The 17,008-nt window shown below is 56.1% G+C and carries 11 protein-coding genes; 6 read left to right on the forward strand and 5 right to left on the reverse strand.

The genetic code is table 11. The features are described from left to right. Positions 1-22 precede the first annotated feature (22 nt). Positions 23-1,477, forward strand: a complete 1,455-nt coding sequence (cls, locus tag BHW66_RS00485; RefSeq protein WP_215439693.1) for a cardiolipin synthase — start codon at positions 23-25, stop codon at positions 1,475-1,477. Positions 1,478-1,583: 106 nt separating this feature from the next. Continuing rightward, entirely contained in the window at positions 1,584-3,104 is a 1,521-nt protein-coding gene (locus tag BHW66_RS00490; protein ID WP_102758450.1) for a pyruvate carboxylase subunit B, read from the forward strand. Between the two features lie 122 nt (positions 3,105-3,226). Here the strand turns inward: BHW66_RS00490 and BHW66_RS00495 are convergent, their stop codons facing one another. Further along, complete coding sequence (locus tag BHW66_RS00495) at positions 3,227-4,240, reverse strand: tyrosine-type recombinase/integrase (protein WP_102745373.1); 1,014 nt, start codon at positions 4,238-4,240, stop codon at positions 3,227-3,229. 298 nt (positions 4,241-4,538) lie between these two features. Between BHW66_RS00495 and BHW66_RS00500 the strand changes: the two genes are divergently transcribed. From BHW66_RS00500 to BHW66_RS00510, 3 genes are read left to right on the forward strand one after another with little or no spacing between them, the layout of a single operon-like run. Next, the gene (locus tag BHW66_RS00500; RefSeq protein WP_102732580.1) at positions 4,539-5,141 is read left to right on the forward strand and encodes a restriction endonuclease subunit M; all 603 of its coding nucleotides are present in this window, start codon (positions 4,539-4,541) and stop codon (positions 5,139-5,141) included. Further along, a complete protein-coding gene (locus BHW66_RS00505) occupies positions 5,138-6,646 on the forward strand; it encodes an Eco57I restriction-modification methylase domain-containing protein (RefSeq protein ID WP_102732579.1) in 1,509 nt (502 codons plus the stop codon). The genes BHW66_RS00500 and BHW66_RS00505 overlap by 4 nt, the downstream gene beginning before the upstream one ends. Before the next feature lie 29 nt (positions 6,647-6,675). After that, complete coding sequence (locus BHW66_RS00510) at positions 6,676-9,504, forward strand: GIY-YIG nuclease family protein (protein WP_102732578.1); 2,829 nt, start codon at positions 6,676-6,678, stop codon at positions 9,502-9,504. A 30-nt stretch (positions 9,505-9,534) separates the two neighbouring features. Here the strand turns inward: BHW66_RS00510 and BHW66_RS00515 are convergent, their stop codons facing one another. The 4 genes from BHW66_RS00515 to cimA all read right to left on the reverse strand — a co-directional run bounded on the left by BHW66_RS00515 (position 9,535) and on the right by cimA (position 14,656). Next, complete coding sequence (locus BHW66_RS00515; protein ID WP_102732577.1) at positions 9,535-10,911, reverse strand: MATE family efflux transporter; 1,377 nt, start codon at positions 10,909-10,911, stop codon at positions 9,535-9,537. Positions 10,912-11,053: 142 nt separating this feature from the next. Beyond that, positions 11,054-12,130: a P-loop NTPase gene (locus BHW66_RS00520; RefSeq protein ID WP_094139677.1), complete on the reverse strand. Its 1,077-nt coding sequence runs from the start codon at positions 12,128-12,130 to the stop codon at positions 11,054-11,056. A gap of 253 nt (positions 12,131-12,383) precedes the next feature. After that, positions 12,384-12,596, reverse strand: coding sequence for a DNA/RNA-binding protein (locus BHW66_RS00525; RefSeq protein WP_012421062.1), 213 nt, complete (start codon positions 12,594-12,596; stop codon positions 12,384-12,386). A 425-nt stretch (positions 12,597-13,021) separates the two neighbouring features. Beyond that, the gene (gene cimA, locus BHW66_RS00530; protein WP_123052285.1) at positions 13,022-14,656 is read right to left on the reverse strand and encodes a citramalate synthase; all 1,635 of its coding nucleotides are present in this window, start codon (positions 14,654-14,656) and stop codon (positions 13,022-13,024) included. Between the two features lie 121 nt (positions 14,657-14,777). On the opposite strand from cimA, the gene BHW66_RS00535 reads away from it, so the two are divergent. Further along, entirely contained in the window at positions 14,778-16,949 is a 2,172-nt protein-coding gene (locus BHW66_RS00535; protein WP_286688810.1) for a M3 family metallopeptidase, read from the forward strand. Positions 16,950-17,008 lie beyond the last annotated feature (59 nt).

Consider the following 17,008-nt stretch of genomic DNA (forward strand, 5'->3'; position numbering starts at 1 on the left):
ATCTTTTCCGGTTTTCCGTTCCATGATCATTCCTGAAGAGCCATATTTGGGATTTGCCGCCTTTTGCCACATTGCAGGCGCCTTCTGCCTGATTCCGGCCCTGCTCCATACGCGCACGCCTCAGGGAACAATCGCGTGGCTCATTTCCCTGCTGGCATTTCCATATATTGCCGTCCCCTTTTACCTGATCCTGGGACGCCGGAGATTCAGCGGATATGTGGAAACGCGCCGCCGCCAGACGGACCCCGAATCCGCATGGGGGGAACTGACGGATAAAATTACAAACTGCATGGTTCCGTATGCCGTACAGTCATCAGACACGGCGGGAAAAATCATGCGCACGCTTTCCAATATCGTGCGGCTGCCCGTCTGCCGCGGCAATTCCTGCCGTCTGCTTATTGACGCGGCCAATGCTTTCCCGCGCATCTACGACGCCATCAAGAACGCGGAGCATTACATCCTGATTGAATTCTTCATCATCAAAAACGACTCCGTGGGGCAGAACCTGAAGGAGCTGCTGATTGAACGGGCCAGGGCCGGCATCCGCATTTACATGCTGTATGATGAAATAGGCTCCCACAAGCTCCCCCCCGGTTACATTTCCGCCCTGCGGAAAGCAGGAGTGAACATTGAACCTTTCAACGGGAAGCGCCATTTCCTGAGCAACATCCTGCGGCTGAACTTCCGCAACCACCGGAAACTGGTGGTGGTGGACGGCTCCACCGCCTTCATCGGAGGCATGAATATAGGCAGGGAATACCTGGGCAAGGGCGCTCTGGGCTACTGGCGCGACACGTTTGTTCAGCTTGAAGGGCCTTCCGTCCAGCAAACGCAAATCAGCTTTCTGGAAGACTGGAACTGGGCCATGCTGAAATGCGCCCCCTCCTCCCTTCCCCGCCTCCGCTGGGAAATCACGCCCCAGCCGGAAGATGAAACCCTGCTCATCCTGCCCTCCGGTCCCGCAGACGTCATTCCCGCCTGGAAAACCGCGCTCATCGCTCTGGCAAACAGCGCCACCCGCCGGCTCTGGATCGCCACGCCCTACTTCGTCCCGGACGAGGGGGTCATGGCCGCCCTGCAGGCGGCGGCTCTGCGGAATGTGGACGTGCGCATCCTGCGCCCGGAGCGGGCAGACCATATTCTGGTGAAACTGTCTTCCTTTACCTTCCTTCGGGACCTGGACACATACGGCATCCAGCTCTGGGCCTATCAAAAGGGGTTCCTGCATCAGAAAGTGGTTCTGATGGACGATGACATAGCCACCGTGGGAACCGCCAATCTGGACAACCGTTCCCTGGCCCTGAACTTTGAAATAACCGCCGTTATCCATTCCCCCTCCGCCTGCGCGGAGGTAAAAGCCATGCTGGAGCGGGATTTTTCCTCCTCCAAGAGGGAATCCCTGGCGGATTACAACAACAAATCCCTGGGCTTCAAAATGCTCTGCAACCTGGCGCGACTGACGGCCCCCGTCCAGTAGTTCTTCCGGCGAATCCGCTGTTGTATGCTTGACCTGCAAGGGAGGCTGTGAGAAAATCACCCTCCAGAAGCCACCTCTTCAATTTTTAACAACAGTTAACTAAATAATGAATCCTGTTACATTCAACTGCACCGTTCTGCGCGACGGGCATCAATCCCTGGCGGCAACACGCATGAAGACGGCAGACATGCTGCCCATCGCCCCCATTCTGGACTCCATGGGCTTCAGCGCCCTGGAAACCTGGGGCGGCGCCACCATCGACGCCGGGCTGCGCTTCTTGAAAGAATGGCCTTTCGACCGGCTGGACGCCCTGAAAAAAGCGGCCCCCAAGACGCCGCACATGATGCTGCTGCGCGGCCAGAATATCGTGGGCTACACCAACTATGCGGACGACGTTGTGGAAGCCTTTGTCGCCATGAGCGCCAAGCACGGCATGAACATCTTCCGCATTTTCGACTGCGTGAACGACCCGCGCAACATGGAAACCTCCATCCGCGCCGCCAAGAAAGCCGGAGCGCAGGCCCACGGCACCATCTGCTACACGACTTCTCCCGTGCACACCACGCAGACTTTTGTGGACATGGGGCGGGAACTCGCGGATATGGGAGCGGACGCCATCGTCATCAAGGATATGGCCGGCCTCATTCCTCCGTATGTCACCCAGGAACTCGTCAGCGCCCTGAAAAAGGACCTGAACATCCCCGTCTGGATCCACACGCATGACACCGCCGGCCTCGGCGCATCCACTTACCTCAGCGCCATTGATGCCGGAGTGGACGCGTGCGATGTCTCCATCTCCCCCTTCGCCAACGGCACGGGCCAGCCGGACTGCCTGCGCATGCTTGCCCTGCTGAACGGCAATCCCCGCAAGCCGGATTACGACGCGGACAAGCTCATTGAAATCTCCGAAATGCTCAAACCCGTCTATGAAAGTCTGGGCAAATTCGCCTCCCACCGCAACGAAGTGGTGGACTCTGACACGCTCCGCTACCAGGTGCCCGGCGGCATGCTTTCCAACTTCCGCACCCAGCTCAAGGAACAGGGCATGGAAGACAAATTTGAGGAAGTATTCGCGGAAATCCCGGTAGTCCGCAAGGCCCTGGGCTGGATTCCGCTGGTGACCCCCACCTCCCAGATCGTAGGCGTGCAGGCGATGCTGAACGTCAAGTTCGGCCGCTGGAAGAACATCACCCCCCAGGCGGCGGACATTGCCCTGGGCTACTACGGCCGCACCTCGGCTCCCGTGGACCCGGAAGTGCAGAAACTCTGTGCGGAAAAGATGGGCAAGGAACCAATCACCTGCCGCCCGGCGGACCTGATCAAGCCCGGCATGGAAGACCTGCGCAGGAAACTTGCGGAAAAGGGGCTCCCCACGGACGACGAACACTGCGTCATCTACGCCATGTTCCCGCAGCAGGTGGAAGACTTCTACAAAAAGCCGGAACCTAAGGAAGAAGCCCCCGTGCAGGTGAACACCGCTCCCGCCGCGGCTCCGGCGGCCGCGCCGTCCATGACCGTCATTGACAACGGAATCACCGCCCGGGTGAGCGGCCCCTCCGGTTCCCGTGACCTGACCATCATCATCAACGGCCAGTCCCACTCCGTGAAAGTGGAACGCATCGGCTAAAATCTCCGAAGCATCTGCTCAAACCGTTTGCGGGCGGTTCCCTCCATGAAAGGGACCGCCCGCTTTGCATGAACGCTCCTGCTTCTTATTCAACCACTCTGTTTTCCCACAGATAGGGGGACTTACGCCGCCAACCAGAAAGCACGGGCATCCTGCCTTCTGATTTCATCCATATTCAGATATCTGGTTTTCAATAAATGGGCGTTTTGGTGCCCCATCTCCCATTGCAAGCCGGCATAATCCCGGAATTCCAGCGCGTGGTAACTGGCAAAAGTGTGCCTTAACACATCCTGCACCCATGGCCGGCTGTTATTCCAGCCGGCACGGGCGCGCACCAGCCGCCACTTGCGTTCCCATCCTGCCGGGCACAACGGTTCTTCCCCGGAATGATGCCGGAAAGCCCGCAAATACCGCAACGCCGCCGGCCGAAGGGTCACCCGCCGCGCCCCTCCCGTCTTGGAATGCCGCGCCGGAATGAGCGCCGCTTTTTCTTCCAGCCTGATATGCCGGAATTGAAGCCTTCTGACCTCCTGCGGACGCACTCCGGCATACAGCATCAGCACGGCTGCCGGCAGACACTCGCCGCCGCACACCTCCCGCGCCGCCGTCATCAGCTTCCGGCACTCCTCCGGCGTCAGCACAGGCACCCTTCTTTCCTTCACCAGCGGGCACGGCGTCTCCGCTGCCGGGTTCTTCCCCGCCCATCCTCTGCGGCAGGCAAAAGCGCATATTCCGTGCAGAATGACGCGCGCCTTGCGCCGTCCGCTGGCCGTCGGGAATATATTCAGGATGCGCTGGCAATCCTCCCGCCTCAGTCCCCGCATCATCTTATGCCTCAATTCCGGCCATGACTTCACCATCCGCGCCGTAACGCACCGGATTTCTTCCAGCGTGCGTCGCCGCCGATGCGCCCGGGCTTTCAGGGACTCCGCCACGCAAACGGAAAAACTGACCGTCTTTTTCATCGCTTTCCATTCCTTAATCCCCAGCTCCACGCATTGCAGCCGCCCGGCCATCCCGGCCGACACTCCCCGGAGCAAGCGCGCCATGACCATCATTTCCGCGGCCTGCACGCGTTTTTTACGCATCCAGCAAATGAGCAGGGCCTCTTCTTCCGTCAATTCCTGTTGAGTCATGAAGCAAAGATAAGCAAACGGATTCCTAATCAGCATCAAGTCTAAAACGGAAAGAACTGAAAAATAATAAGGAAATACGTGCATAAATGGGAATTTGATACTTTCACCCGCAGATATGGAAATTTTATTTTCCCTCATTTTATCACTGTAAAAACACTTAAAAAACATGGATAGGACTCTTGCTGATTAGGAATCAGCCTATTTTCCCCAAGTGGGTTCCTTATCGTCAGAGTTATCTCAAATTAAATCCCGTAAACGGGTAGCGGAACACGGAGAAGTATTCACCCCTGACTGGCTGGTGAATGACATGCTCAACCTGGTGGCGCATGAAGCGGAACGCATTGACAGCCGCTTTCTGGAACCGGCATGCGGAGAAGGAGCCTTTCTGGCCCCTATCCTGTTGAGGAAGCTGGCAACCGTCCGCCGGCAATACGGCAGTTCCCCGGCGGATTATGAGTTCCGCGCCGTGCTGGCTCTCATGTCTATCTATGGGGTGGAATTGCTGGCGGATAACGTCCGCTCCTGCCGGGAACGCCTGCTGACCCTGTGGCTGACGGAATATGAACGGCGTTTAAAACGTCCGCCCTCCGCGGAATGCCAGAAAACCGTCCGCTTTATCCTGGAACGCAATATTCTTAACGGCAACGCCCTGAGCATGAAAAAAGTAGATGCTTCCGCCCAGGATACTCAGGAGCCTATCCTCTTTTCCGAATGGTCCGCCGTGGGCGGAACCCTCATCAAACGCCGGGATTTCCACCAGGATGAACTCCTGCGTGATCAAAGCGCCCGGACTTCCCTGGAACAGGCGGAAGGGGAACTTTCCCTGCAATACGTTCCCAAATCTCCGACGCGGGAATTCCCCCCCATGGATTACCGCAAACTGCCGGAAGCGGAATCATGAACAATAACATCCATAACCCTGACGTATTGAGCTGTCTGGCCAATCTTTCCAGTGACGAGGTGTTCACGCCGCCGGAGATTGCCAACGCCATGCTGGATCTGCTCCCGCAGGAGCTTTTTTCCGACCCTTCCGTTACCTTTCTGGACCCCTGCTGCAAGAGCGGCGTCTTTCTGAGGGAAATTGCCAAAAGGCTCAACAAGGGGTTGGAAGCTCACCTCCCAAACCGGGAGGAGCGCCTGGAACACATTTTCAGAAATCAGCTCTTCGGCATCGCCATTACGGAGCTGACGTCCCTTCTCGCCCGCCGCGGAGTGTATTGTTCCAAATACCCCAATGGGCCTTACTCCGTCGTTCGTTTTGACAATGCCGAGGGCAACATCCGCTACAAACACATCACACACACCTGGAGGGGCGGCAAATGCGTCTTTTGCGGCGCCTCTCAAGCCGCCTATGGAGAACAGGCACGACAAGAGGGACTGGAAAGCCACGCTTACGAATTCATCCACGCCAACAATCCGAATAACCTGTTTCCTATGAACTTTGATGTCATCATCGGCAATCCCCCGTATCAACTTGATGATGGAGGCAACGGAGCAAGTGCTATCCCCATTTACAACTTATTTGTAGATAGTGCACAAAAATTACAACCTCGTTATTTGTCTATGATTATACCTGCGCGCTGGTTTTCTGGAGGTAGAGGATTAAATATGTTCAGAAAACAGATGCTGAACGATAGACATTTAAGATTTATTTGTGATTATTTCAATTCAACAGAATGTTTTCCAGGAGTAGATATTTCCGGCGGAATTTGTTATTTTTTATGGGATAGAGATAACAAAGGTGACTGTTTGATTAGAACTATCTTAAACGATAAAAAAGATGAACTTATTCGCCCTCTTTTAGAGAAACAAGCTGACACATACATTCGTTTTAATCAAGCTATTCATATTTATAAAAAAGTTAAACAAAAATCAAATTTTAATAATATAATAAGTTCTCAAAAACCATTCGGTTTACGTACCTATGTACAAGGTAAAGAAAAGACTGAGAGCAGAAGCGTAAAAATTTATTCTAACAAAAATATAGCTAAGTATCCAGGGTATATTAAACCTTCCGAGATTACTCAAAATCAGGAATGGATAAACAAATATAAGGTATTTATTTCAAGAGCATACGGAGAACGAGGAGCATTTCCTTATTTTGTATTGGGGAAGCCCTTCTTAGGAGAACCCGGAAGTTGCTGTACAGAAACTTACCTAGTAATAGGCCCTTTTAATGCCAAGGAAGAAGCTGAAAACGTAATAAGCTATATTAAAACAAAATTCTTCCGCTTCATGGTATTATTGAAAAAAAACACGCAAGATGCTTCCAAACAAGTCTATTCCTTCGTACCAATGCAGGATTTTAGTAAGGCGTGGACGGATGAAGAACTTTACGCAAAATATGGTTTAACGGGAGAAGAAATAGAATTCATAGAAAGTATGATCCGTCCGATGGAAGGTTAACGGGAGCAAGAAAAAGAGGAGCAAAAGTCATGGAAAAGAACGGGCGTTTTTTTGAAGGGAAGACGAGCGCACGGCCAATGATTTATGCCTATGAGGACGCCAGCTATCCCGGTTGTCTAAAAGTAGGATATACGGCGGTGGATGTGGAAAAACGCGTAGCGCAGCAGTACCCTACCTTGAGGCCGGAAGGGAAGAAACCCTACCGGGTTATCTTCGCGGAACCGGCTCTGTATGAAGATGGAAGCAGCTTTACGGACCATGCCGTACACCGGATGCTGGAGAAAAAAGGCGTGGAGGGAGTGGGCGGAGAATGGTTCCGCTGTACGGAGAAAGAAATCAGGGCGGCATGGCTGGCGGTGCGCACCCGGACGGCCAACATGGAAAACCGTACCAGGGATTTTACCATGCGCCCGGAACAGGCGGAAGCCGTGGAGCGGACGCTGAACTACTTTAAAGCGGAACGCGCGGATGGACGCACGCCGCGTTTTCTGTGGAACGCCAAAATGCGCTTTGGCAAAACCTTTGCCGCTTACCAGCTGGCACGGCGGTTGAACGCGCGCCGGGCGCTCATCCTGACCTTCAAGCCGGCGGTGCAGACGGCGTGGAAGGAAGACCTGGAAACGCACCTGGACTTTGAAGGCTGGCAATTCATCTGCCGGGAACAAGGGCCGGACGCCCAGCCCATTGACGAGCAATACCGGCAGGCGGACGCCGGACAGCCTATTGTGTGCTTCGGCTCCTTTCAGGACTTTCTGGGGGTGAATAAGGAAACGGGCGGCATCAAGCCCCAGCATGAATGGGTGCGGGAAATCAACTGGGATCTGGTTATCTTTGACGAATACCACTTTGGGGCGTGGAAGGAAAACGCCAAAGCTCTGTTCCTGATGGAGGATGAGGAAGAAGAATACAACACCGCGCCCCCGGAAACCAACACCGGCAATGTCTGCGATGAACAGGATCTGCCTATCACTGCGGACCACTACCTGTACCTTTCCGGAACGCCGTTCCGCGCCCTGAACTCCGGCGAGTTTATTGAAGAACAAATTTACAGCTGGACGTATTCCGATGAGCAGCGCGCCAAGGCTGCCTGGCAGGGGGAAAATAACCCGTATGCCGCCCTGCCGCGCATGGTGCTGCTCACTTACCGCATGCCGGAGGACATCCGGCAAATCGCTATGGGGGGAGAGTTCAACGAATTTGACCTGAACGTCTTCTTCCAGGCGGAAGGGAAAGGGAATAAAGCCCGTTTTATTCATGAAGAATACGTCCAGAAATGGCTGGATCTGATCCGCGGCTCCCATCATGCCGCGGCGACGGATGAGCTGAAGCTGGGCGGCAAAAAGCCCCCCATGCCTTACTCGGATACCCGGCTGATGAGTTTGCTCAACCATACCCTGTGGTTCCTGCCGGATGTGGCTTCCTGCCACGCCATGAACAACCTGCTGCAACAACGTCAGAATACCTTTTACCACGACTATCAGGTCATCGTCTGCGCCGGACCGGAAGCCGGCACGGGGGCGAACGCCCTGCCGCCCGTGTTGAAGGCCATGGGCGGCAATCCGCTGGAAAGTAAAACCATTACGCTCTCTTGCGGCAAATTGACCACGGGCGTTACCGTCAAGCCCTGGGCCGGCATCTTCATGCTGCGCAATCTCTCCAGCCCGGAAACCTACTTTCAGGCAGCCTTCCGGGTGCAAAGCCCGTGGACGGTGGACAGTGATCAGCCGGGGAAAAAAGAAATCGTCAAACCCAACTGCTACGTCTTTGACTTTGCCCTGGACCGCGCCCTTAAGCAAATAGCTGACTACAGCTGCCGCCTGAACGCCAACCCGGGCAATCCGGAAACCAAGGTGAAGGAGTTCATCAGCTTTCTTCCCGTGCTGGCCTACGACGGCAGCGCCATGAAACAGGTGGAAGCCGCGGAAATACTGGATATGGCCATGGCGGGAACCAGCGCCACCCTGCTGGCCAGACGCTGGGAAAGCGCCCTGCTGGTCAATGTGGATAACGTCACCCTGCAGCGCCTGCTTGCCAGCCGGGAAGCCATGGATGCCCTGATGAGCATTGAAGGCTTCCGCAATCTGAACAGTGATCTTGAGACCATTATCAACAAATCAGATGCCGTCAAAGGAATGCGCAAAGGAAAAGACGATCTGACCCCTAAGGAAAAAAAAGACCTCTCACAGGAAGAAAAGGAAATCAAATCCCTGCGCAGGCAGATACAGCAGAAACTGATCAAATTTGCCGCCAGAATCCCCATCTTCATGTATCTGTCAGACTTCCGGGAATACTGCCTGAAAGATGTGATCACCCAACTGGAGCCGCATCTGTTCCGGAAAGTAACCGGGCTGACGGAAAAAGATTTTGAACTGCTCGTCAGCCTGAACGTCTTTAATGAAGCTCTGATGAATGATGCCGTGTACAAGTTCAAACGGTATGAAGACGCCAGTCTTGTTTATACGGGTATCAATCGTCACGCGGAGGAAAACGTGGGGCTGTACGCTACCGTCCTGAGCCGGGAAGACTATGAAATGATGGCCGGGGCCCAGCAGGATTCCATGGCCGGCGCTGTAGAGGAAAAAGCCCTTCCCTCCCCAACGGCGGATGACCGCATCGCCTGCCGTCCGGAAGAGGAAGAAGAGGAACCTCCGCCCGCTCCGAACGTGCGTATTCGTAAAGGGACGCTCCTTACCCACCGGGAATACGGCACGGGCATTGTAGTAAAGTTGGACGAATCCTCCGGCCGAATGACCGTAAAATTTGGCGAAGAGAAAAAACTCTTCCCCTACCCGCGAAGCCTGGAACAAGGAAAACTCATCCCTGCTGAGAAGGCAATCCCGGAAAAAGAGGGGAATTAACCTCTCCATAAAAACAGGAGGGGGCGTCCCTTACTGTTCATGGAGCCGCATCATCTTAAACTCCCGTTTAACGGTACGGACGACGCGCCAGAGCAGCAGCACCGCCGCTACAGACAAGCCGATGATGAATCCCGTCCAGATGCCGCGCGCTCCCATGGCCGGGACAATCCAGTCCGTACGGGCGAGGATGTAGCACGCCGGAAATCCTACCATCCAATAAGAGAAGAACGTAATGAAGGTAATGGACGCCGTGTCCCGGAATCCTCTCAGAACCCCGACGGAAAGCACCTGCAAACAGTCCGGAAGCTGGTAGGCCGCCGCCAAAACCAGCAGGACGGAAGCCGTGCTGACAATCAGCTCCGAGTCATTGTACAGGTGCACAATCTGCTCGCGGAACAGGGTGATGCCTCCAAAGGTGCACAGACAGATGGTGAGCACCAGCACGTAGGAGGACAGAATGGCGGATCTGGTGCCTGCCAGGTCATTCCTGCCGTGATGGTACGCCACGCGGATGGAAGCCGCCAGCCCTACGGAGAGCGGGAGCATGAACACCAGGCCTCCCACGTTCCCGGCAATCTGGTGGCTCGCCACCTGAGTCTCTCCCAGCGGAGCCAGCACCAGAGCCGCCGCGCAGAAGAGCATCACCTCGCACAGCTGGGAAACGCCTATCGGCACGCCCAGACGCACCAGGTGCGTGATGACGGAAGGCGTAGGCCGCCGCCAGGAAATGATGTGCCTGCGGTACGGCCTGTGCTTGGGATTGAAGTAAACCAGCAGGAACATCAGCAGGAATTCAATGTAGAAAATGACTGCCGTGGCCGCGCCGCACCCCGCTCCGCCCATGCGGGGAAAACCGTACATGCCGAAGACGAACATGTAGTTCAGGGGAATGTTGAGCAGCAGGCCGCACAATCCCACGTACATGGCGGGACGCGTCATGTTGGAGCCTTCGTTCAGGCTCTTCAGGGCCACGAATCCCAGGTTGGCGGGAAGGCCCCACATAATGGCGAACATGTAGGCGGAAGCCATCCGGCACATGGCGGCGTCATCGGAAATCCAGCCGAATACATTTCTCAACACATAAATGACCGGCATGGAAACCAGGCTGAGCATCAACGCCAGCCACAGGCCGTGGTTGGTCATGTAGCCCACGCGGCTTTCATGGCTTTTCCCCCGCATGTTGGCAATCACGGGGCCGATGATCATCAGCACGCCGCAGGCGAAGAGAGCCACGGGCAGGTACACGGAAGACCCCAGGGCCACGGCGGCCATGTCCGTCACGCCGGCGCGCCCGGCCACAATAGCGTCCACCGCCCCCATGCCCACAATGGAGAGGTTGACCACCAGCACCGGAAGGGCCAGCGGTATCAACTTTTTCATTTCCTTCAAATTCCACGTCTTATTCATTTTTTATTTCCTTCCATGCATTCCTCATTCAAAGGAGCCGGAACATGCCGGCAAACAAGCCGGACCGGAGCGGCAGGCTCCAATCCGGCTTCAAATTTAAGGGTTACCAACCGTACCGGGCCTTCCGCCCCGTCCGGGACATTCAGCGGTCAAGCACCACGCGGGCACATTGTTCAGCCACCTGGCGGAACGCGGCGGAAACCGGATTTTGCCCGGGATCTTCCAGGGCCACGGGGCGGCCTTCGTCCCCGCCGAAGCGGGTGGAAATATCCAGCGGAATCTTGCCGAGCAGGGGCACTCCCAGTTTAGCCGCTTCCCGTTCGCCGCCTCCTTCGCCAAAGATATGGTAAATCTTGCCGTCAGAGGGGCACTGGAAATAACTCATGTTTTCAATTATGCCCAGAATGGGGGTTTCCACCCGTTCAAAGAGGCCGATCGCCTTGCGGGCGTCAATCAGCGCCACTTCCTGCGGGGTGGTCACTACCACCACGCCGTCCAGTTCGGCCGTCTGGACAATGGTCAGCTGAATGTCTCCGGTGCCGGGAGGCAGGTCCAGAATCAGAAAATCCACATCCCCCCATGCCACGTTGCGCAGGAACTGCTGGACGTAGCGTGTCGCCAGAGGACCGCGCACCGCTACAGGATCGGATTCATTAATCAGCAGCCCCATGGAAAGAAGTTTCACGCCATGGGCCGTTACCGGGATAAATTCGTCATTCTCATTGGCTCCGGGGCGTTCCTTGGTGCCGAACATCAGGGACATGGAAGGGCCGTAAATATCCAGGTCCACCAGACCGACGGAATACCCCAGCTTGCTCAGGGCCACCGCCAGGTTCGCGGAAACGGTGGATTTGCCCACCCCGCCCTTGCCGGAAGCCACGGCAATGACGTGCTTGGCGCCGGGAACGGAGGATTTCCAGGTAGAGGGATCGTCATTGATTCCTTTTTTGGCTTCCGGAGCCTTATGCTCGATATTAACGTCGCAGTGCTTCACGCCGGGCAAATGCTTCATCACGCCGTGAACGCCTTCAAAAATGTAACGGGGAATATCCGCATTTTTGCTCTCAATCACCAAATCAATCGTGACGTTGTTTTCAGCGTCAATGTCAATCTTTTTCACCAGCCCGAAAGATACGATATCGCGGCTGAACCCCGGAAATTTTACCGTGGTCAGCGCAGCCCGTATCAATTCCGGAGTCAATTCCTGTTGTGTCGTCATATCTCTGAAATATTCATGGTTGCATCAACATTCCGGCCCCGCGCCTCCGGAATGCAGAATGCTCCGGGATATGAAAAAAGGGGACGGCAAAACCGGGAAGTAAAAATACTCCCTTTTTTATTTTTGACAACGCCTAATTCAGACAAAACGGCTTTTTGCCCGCCGGATTTGCAATGCCCCGGATACTAAGAAATGGCGGGACGGCCGCAGCCCCGCTATTGGTGAAATAAAAAACAGGAGGGAGGGGGAAAATTTATTCCCCCTGCTGCTTCAGGGTCTCCCGGATATCCTGGAGAGCGGCGATGAAATCATCCAAAATTTCCGCAGGCACCATAATCCGGTCCCGGTTGGAGCTCACCTTTTCCGTAATACGCACCACTTTGCCGCGCGCATTCTGTTTGAGATCAAGAAAGAACGTCTTGCGTTCCGCAATGATTTTTTCTGTACAAATAATATCGTCCTCCACGGCTGTAATCTACCTCTGGTTGAATGAGGATTTCAGGATAAAGCTTCCCCGCTGGCGGGTCAATGTTTTATTTATCCCGGCAGATGCGGCCGGGAAGCAAAAACCGGAAAAATAACGGTATTTTCCCGGCAGGGCATCCGTTCTCCGGGCAAACTGGCAGCAATCCAGCGTTAACTGCGGCAACGTGGTTGACCAACATGAATGGAGAACAGGAAAGAACACAGGAGCCGTCTCAAAAAAGGACACCGTCGCCCGAACCTGTTCACGAAGCTCATTGCTCCTCTTCCTGTTCATTTTGAGCCATTCAACCGACAGGAGGAACCTTTTCCGCCCTTCAGCTTCCGGCCCGCCCCTCGCAAAGGAACGGGAAGAAAAAGGAAAAGCCATGAGGGGCGCCCACGTCCCCTGGGAAGGAGCGCCGCACCTCAGCATTCCGCACGCCATCTGGCCTGCTCCGTCTTGTAGAGCTTGTACGTGACGGCGTCCGCCAGGGCTTCCAGGCTGGCCTCAATAATGTTGTAGGAAACGCCCACGGTGGTCCAGGTGGCGACGCCGTCCGAGGACTCAATAAGCACGCGGACATTGGAGCCGGTGCCGTTTTCATCCTCCGCCTCCGGAATGTTCGTCCGGGTGGGGGAAAGCACGCGCACCTTGTAGTCGATGAGGTGCATCTGTTCCAATTCCGGATACCAGCGCGTCAGGGCGCGGCGCAGGGCCCTGTCCAGCGCATGCACGGGGCCAAAGCCCCCGGCGGCGGTGTGCTCCACATTGCCGTGGACATCCAGCTTGAGGGAGGCTTCCACCATCATGTCCGGGTCCATTTCATGGCGTGAGGTCAGCACCACAGTGCGCAGGATGTTGAAATACGGTTTCAAGGCATTGTCCGGCATGTGCCGCAGGAAGAGCAGCTCCGCGCTGGCCGGGGCGGCCACGTAATCATACCCCAGTGCGGCATTTTTCTTCACGGCGGCGGAAAGCACGTCCAGAAGGGGGTCCCCCTTTTCCAGTTCAAAACCCAGGGTGCGGGACAGGGAAAGGATGTTGCTCCTGCCGCCCTGCTCCGTCATCAGCACGCGCTGGGCGTTCCCCACCAGGGAGGGGTCGATGTGCTCGTACAAAGCGGCTTCCTTCATGATCGCGCTGACATGCACTCCGCCCTTGTGGGCGAAAGCGGCGTTCCCTACGAAGGGCTGCCGCCGGAAAGGCGCCAGATTGGATACTTCCGAGACAAAGGCGGCAGTGGATTTGAGCCGCGTCAGGGAAGCGCCGCTGAGGCAGGAAAATCCTTTCATCTTCACCTGGAGGTTGGGGATGACGGAACAAAGATTGGCATTTCCGCAACGCTCCCCGATGCCGTTTACGGTCCCCTGCACCTGGATGGCTCCGCTGTTTACCGCGGCCAGGCTGTTGGCGACGGCCAGTTCACAGTCATTGTGGGCGTGGATGCCCAGAAGGGCATGCGGCAGGCGTTCCCTGACCGTCCTGATAATGGAGCTGATTTCCTCCGGCATGGTGCCTCCGTTGGTATCGCACAGCACCAGGCAGTCCGCTCCATGTTCCCAGGCTGTCCGGAGCACAGCCAGGGCGTATTCCGGCTCCCGCTTGAAGCCGTCAAAAAAGTGTTCTGCGTCAAAAAAGGCTTCTTCCATATTTTTCTTAAGGAAGGAAATGGAATTGCCGATGATTTCCAGATTGCGTTCCCGGGAAATGCCCAAGGCCACTTCCACATGGCGGGGGCAGGATTTCCCAAAAACCGCGGCCACCCGCGCGCCGCTGGATATCAGGGCGGCCAGCGTGGGGTCCGTCTCCGGAGTATGGGAAGGATGGTGCGTGCTTCCAAAGGCGGCCAGCTTTGCATTCCTTAGTCCGACACCTCTCATGGCGTTGAAAAATTCCGTTTCCACCGGATTGGCGCCGGGCCAGCCGCCCTCAATGTAATCCATGCCCAGATAATCCAGCTGGCGGGCGATGCGGACCTTGTCCGTCGCGCTCAAATTGACGTCTTCACTCTGCGCGCCGTCCCGCAACGTAGTATCATAGAGAAAGATTTTGGTGGACATCCCCTTGATTCATACATGCAAACGGGAAGCCGTTCAAGACCGGGCCCCGGCTTTTCCCCTGATGCAGACACGAAAAGCGCAAGGCTTGAAGGAGAAACCGGCTTCCAGTAGAATGGCCGCCATGAGTTTACTCAGGCAGTGTTTCTACCTCCTTTTCCTCTTTTTCTCCATGGCCTTCCCCTCCCCGGCGGCCTCTTCCGCCCACCCTTTCCTGGACAAGGGGCGTCCCATCCGCTGGAGCCGGCTGACTCCGGACAAACTGGAACCGGATATTCAGGAAGCCATGCGCCGCACCCGGGCCTCCGTAGAGGAAATCAGCCGCCTCCGTCCGGAGGAAATGACGTATGAAAATACATTCGGAGCGCTGGAGAAAAGCAATGGCCTCCTTACGGAAGGCATGTGCAAGGCCTATGTCCTGAAAAGCCTGTGCGACAGCGGGGAACTTCGCAAGGCCATGGATTCGGTCGCTCCCCGCGTGTCCGCCTTCCTTTCCTCCGTCACGAAAGACCAGGCCCTGTGGAAAGTCCTGAAAACCGCGGAGGAACGCCTGCGGCAAACCCATCTGACTCCCGAACAGAAACGGTACATGGAACTAAGCATGCAGAGCTTCCGGGACAACGGCGCTGATCTGCCGCCGGACAAGCGCGCACGGCTTGAGGCCATTGACAGGGAACTGACGCTCGCCTCCCAGCGTTTCAACAATTTGTACATGGACGCCAGGAAATCCTGGACCTGGACGGTGCGGGACGCCGCTCTTCTGGAAGGGATAGACGGAAGCGCCCTGCAACAGGCGCGCAAGGAGTTCCTGAGGCGCCATCCCGGCCAGTCCGATCCGGGCTGGACGTTTACGCTGGATTCCGCGGCTTCCGCCCGGGTCATGGAAAAAGCCCGGAGGGAAGAATGCCGGAAAGATTTATGGGAACACCGCCAGTCTCTGGCTACGGGAGCATGCGACACGGAACCCGTCATCAGGGAAATCCTTTCCCTGCGCCGTGAAAAGGCGCATTTGTGCGGATATAAGGAATACCCGGATTACGCCCTGCGCGAGAGCATGGCGGAAAATGGGGAAAACGCCATAAAGTTCGTCAATGAGCTGCTGGACAAGATCAAGGCCCCCTTTTTCCGTGAAATGGAAACGCTCCGCAGCCTGAAAGCCCGCCTTACGGGGCAGGAAAACGCCCGACTGAATCCCTGGGACGTGGCCTATTACGCCAATCTCCGGGCAGAAGAACATTTCCGGCTGGACCAGGAAGAACTGCGCCGCCACTTTCCCCTTCCCCACGTGCTGGACGGCCTGTTTTCCCTGGCGGAGCGGCTGTACGGCATCCGCGTGAAGGAGATTCCGACGCGGCAGTCCCTCTCCGGCATCCCGGCAGGCGAATCCGCCGGAGCCGTGGAAGTCTGGCATCCGGACGTGCGCTTTTTCACGATTGACGACGGCAACGGCGACCGACTGGGTTCTTTTTACCTGGATATTTTCTCCCGTAGCAATAAACGGGCCGGAGCGTGGATGAACACCCTGGATACGGGCAGCCCGTCCACGCCGGAAACCCCGGGCAAACCGCGCCTGGGCATGGTCTGCCTCAATATCCATCCCCCCTCGGCAGGAGACACGGTGACACTGTCCCACCGGGAAGTCAGGACTTTATTCCATGAGTTCGGCCACTTGCTGCACCTGATGTTTACCAGGGTTTCCATTCCTTCCCTGGCGGGAACCAGCGTGCCGCGGGATTTTGTGGAAGTCCCCTCCCAATTCATGGAAAACTGGTGCTGGCGGCCGGACGTGCTGAAAAGCTTTGCGCGTCATGAACAAACGGGATTCCCCTTTCCGGAGGAAATGCTGAACGCTCTGGACGCCTCCCGCGGCAATACGCCTGCCCTCGCGCTGGCCGGGCAGCTCCTGTACGCAAAGATGGACCTGGCCGTGCATTCGGAACCGGAACGCTTCTCCGCCGGCTCTCTCGATAATGTGGATTCCTCCGTAGCGGGAGATATGGATTATTTCAAAGATTTCAAAAGAGCCGGCAAGCTGCGCACGGCGCGTCACTTGTTTTCCTCTCCTGCGGGCTATGCCTCCTTTTATTTCTCCTACCAATGGGCGGAAGTTCTGGACAAGGATATTTTTGAAGCCTTTGAACGGGCCGGAGGACCGGACAGGGAAACGGCAGGAAAATTCCGGAAAACCATTCTGGAAAAAGGCTATGCGGTCCCGCCCATGCGGCAGTTCATGGATTTCATGGGAAGAAAGCCGCGCATGGACGCCATGCTCCGCAAGAGGCGGCTGGCATCCTGAAATAAAGGAGCCCCAAACCGCAGCAGCCGCTTCCAAGCGGTACCGGGACAAATCACATA

It is taken from the genome of Akkermansia sp. 54_46 (assembly GCF_001917295.1).
Taxonomy (GTDB): domain Bacteria; phylum Verrucomicrobiota; class Verrucomicrobiia; order Verrucomicrobiales; family Akkermansiaceae; genus Akkermansia; species Akkermansia muciniphila.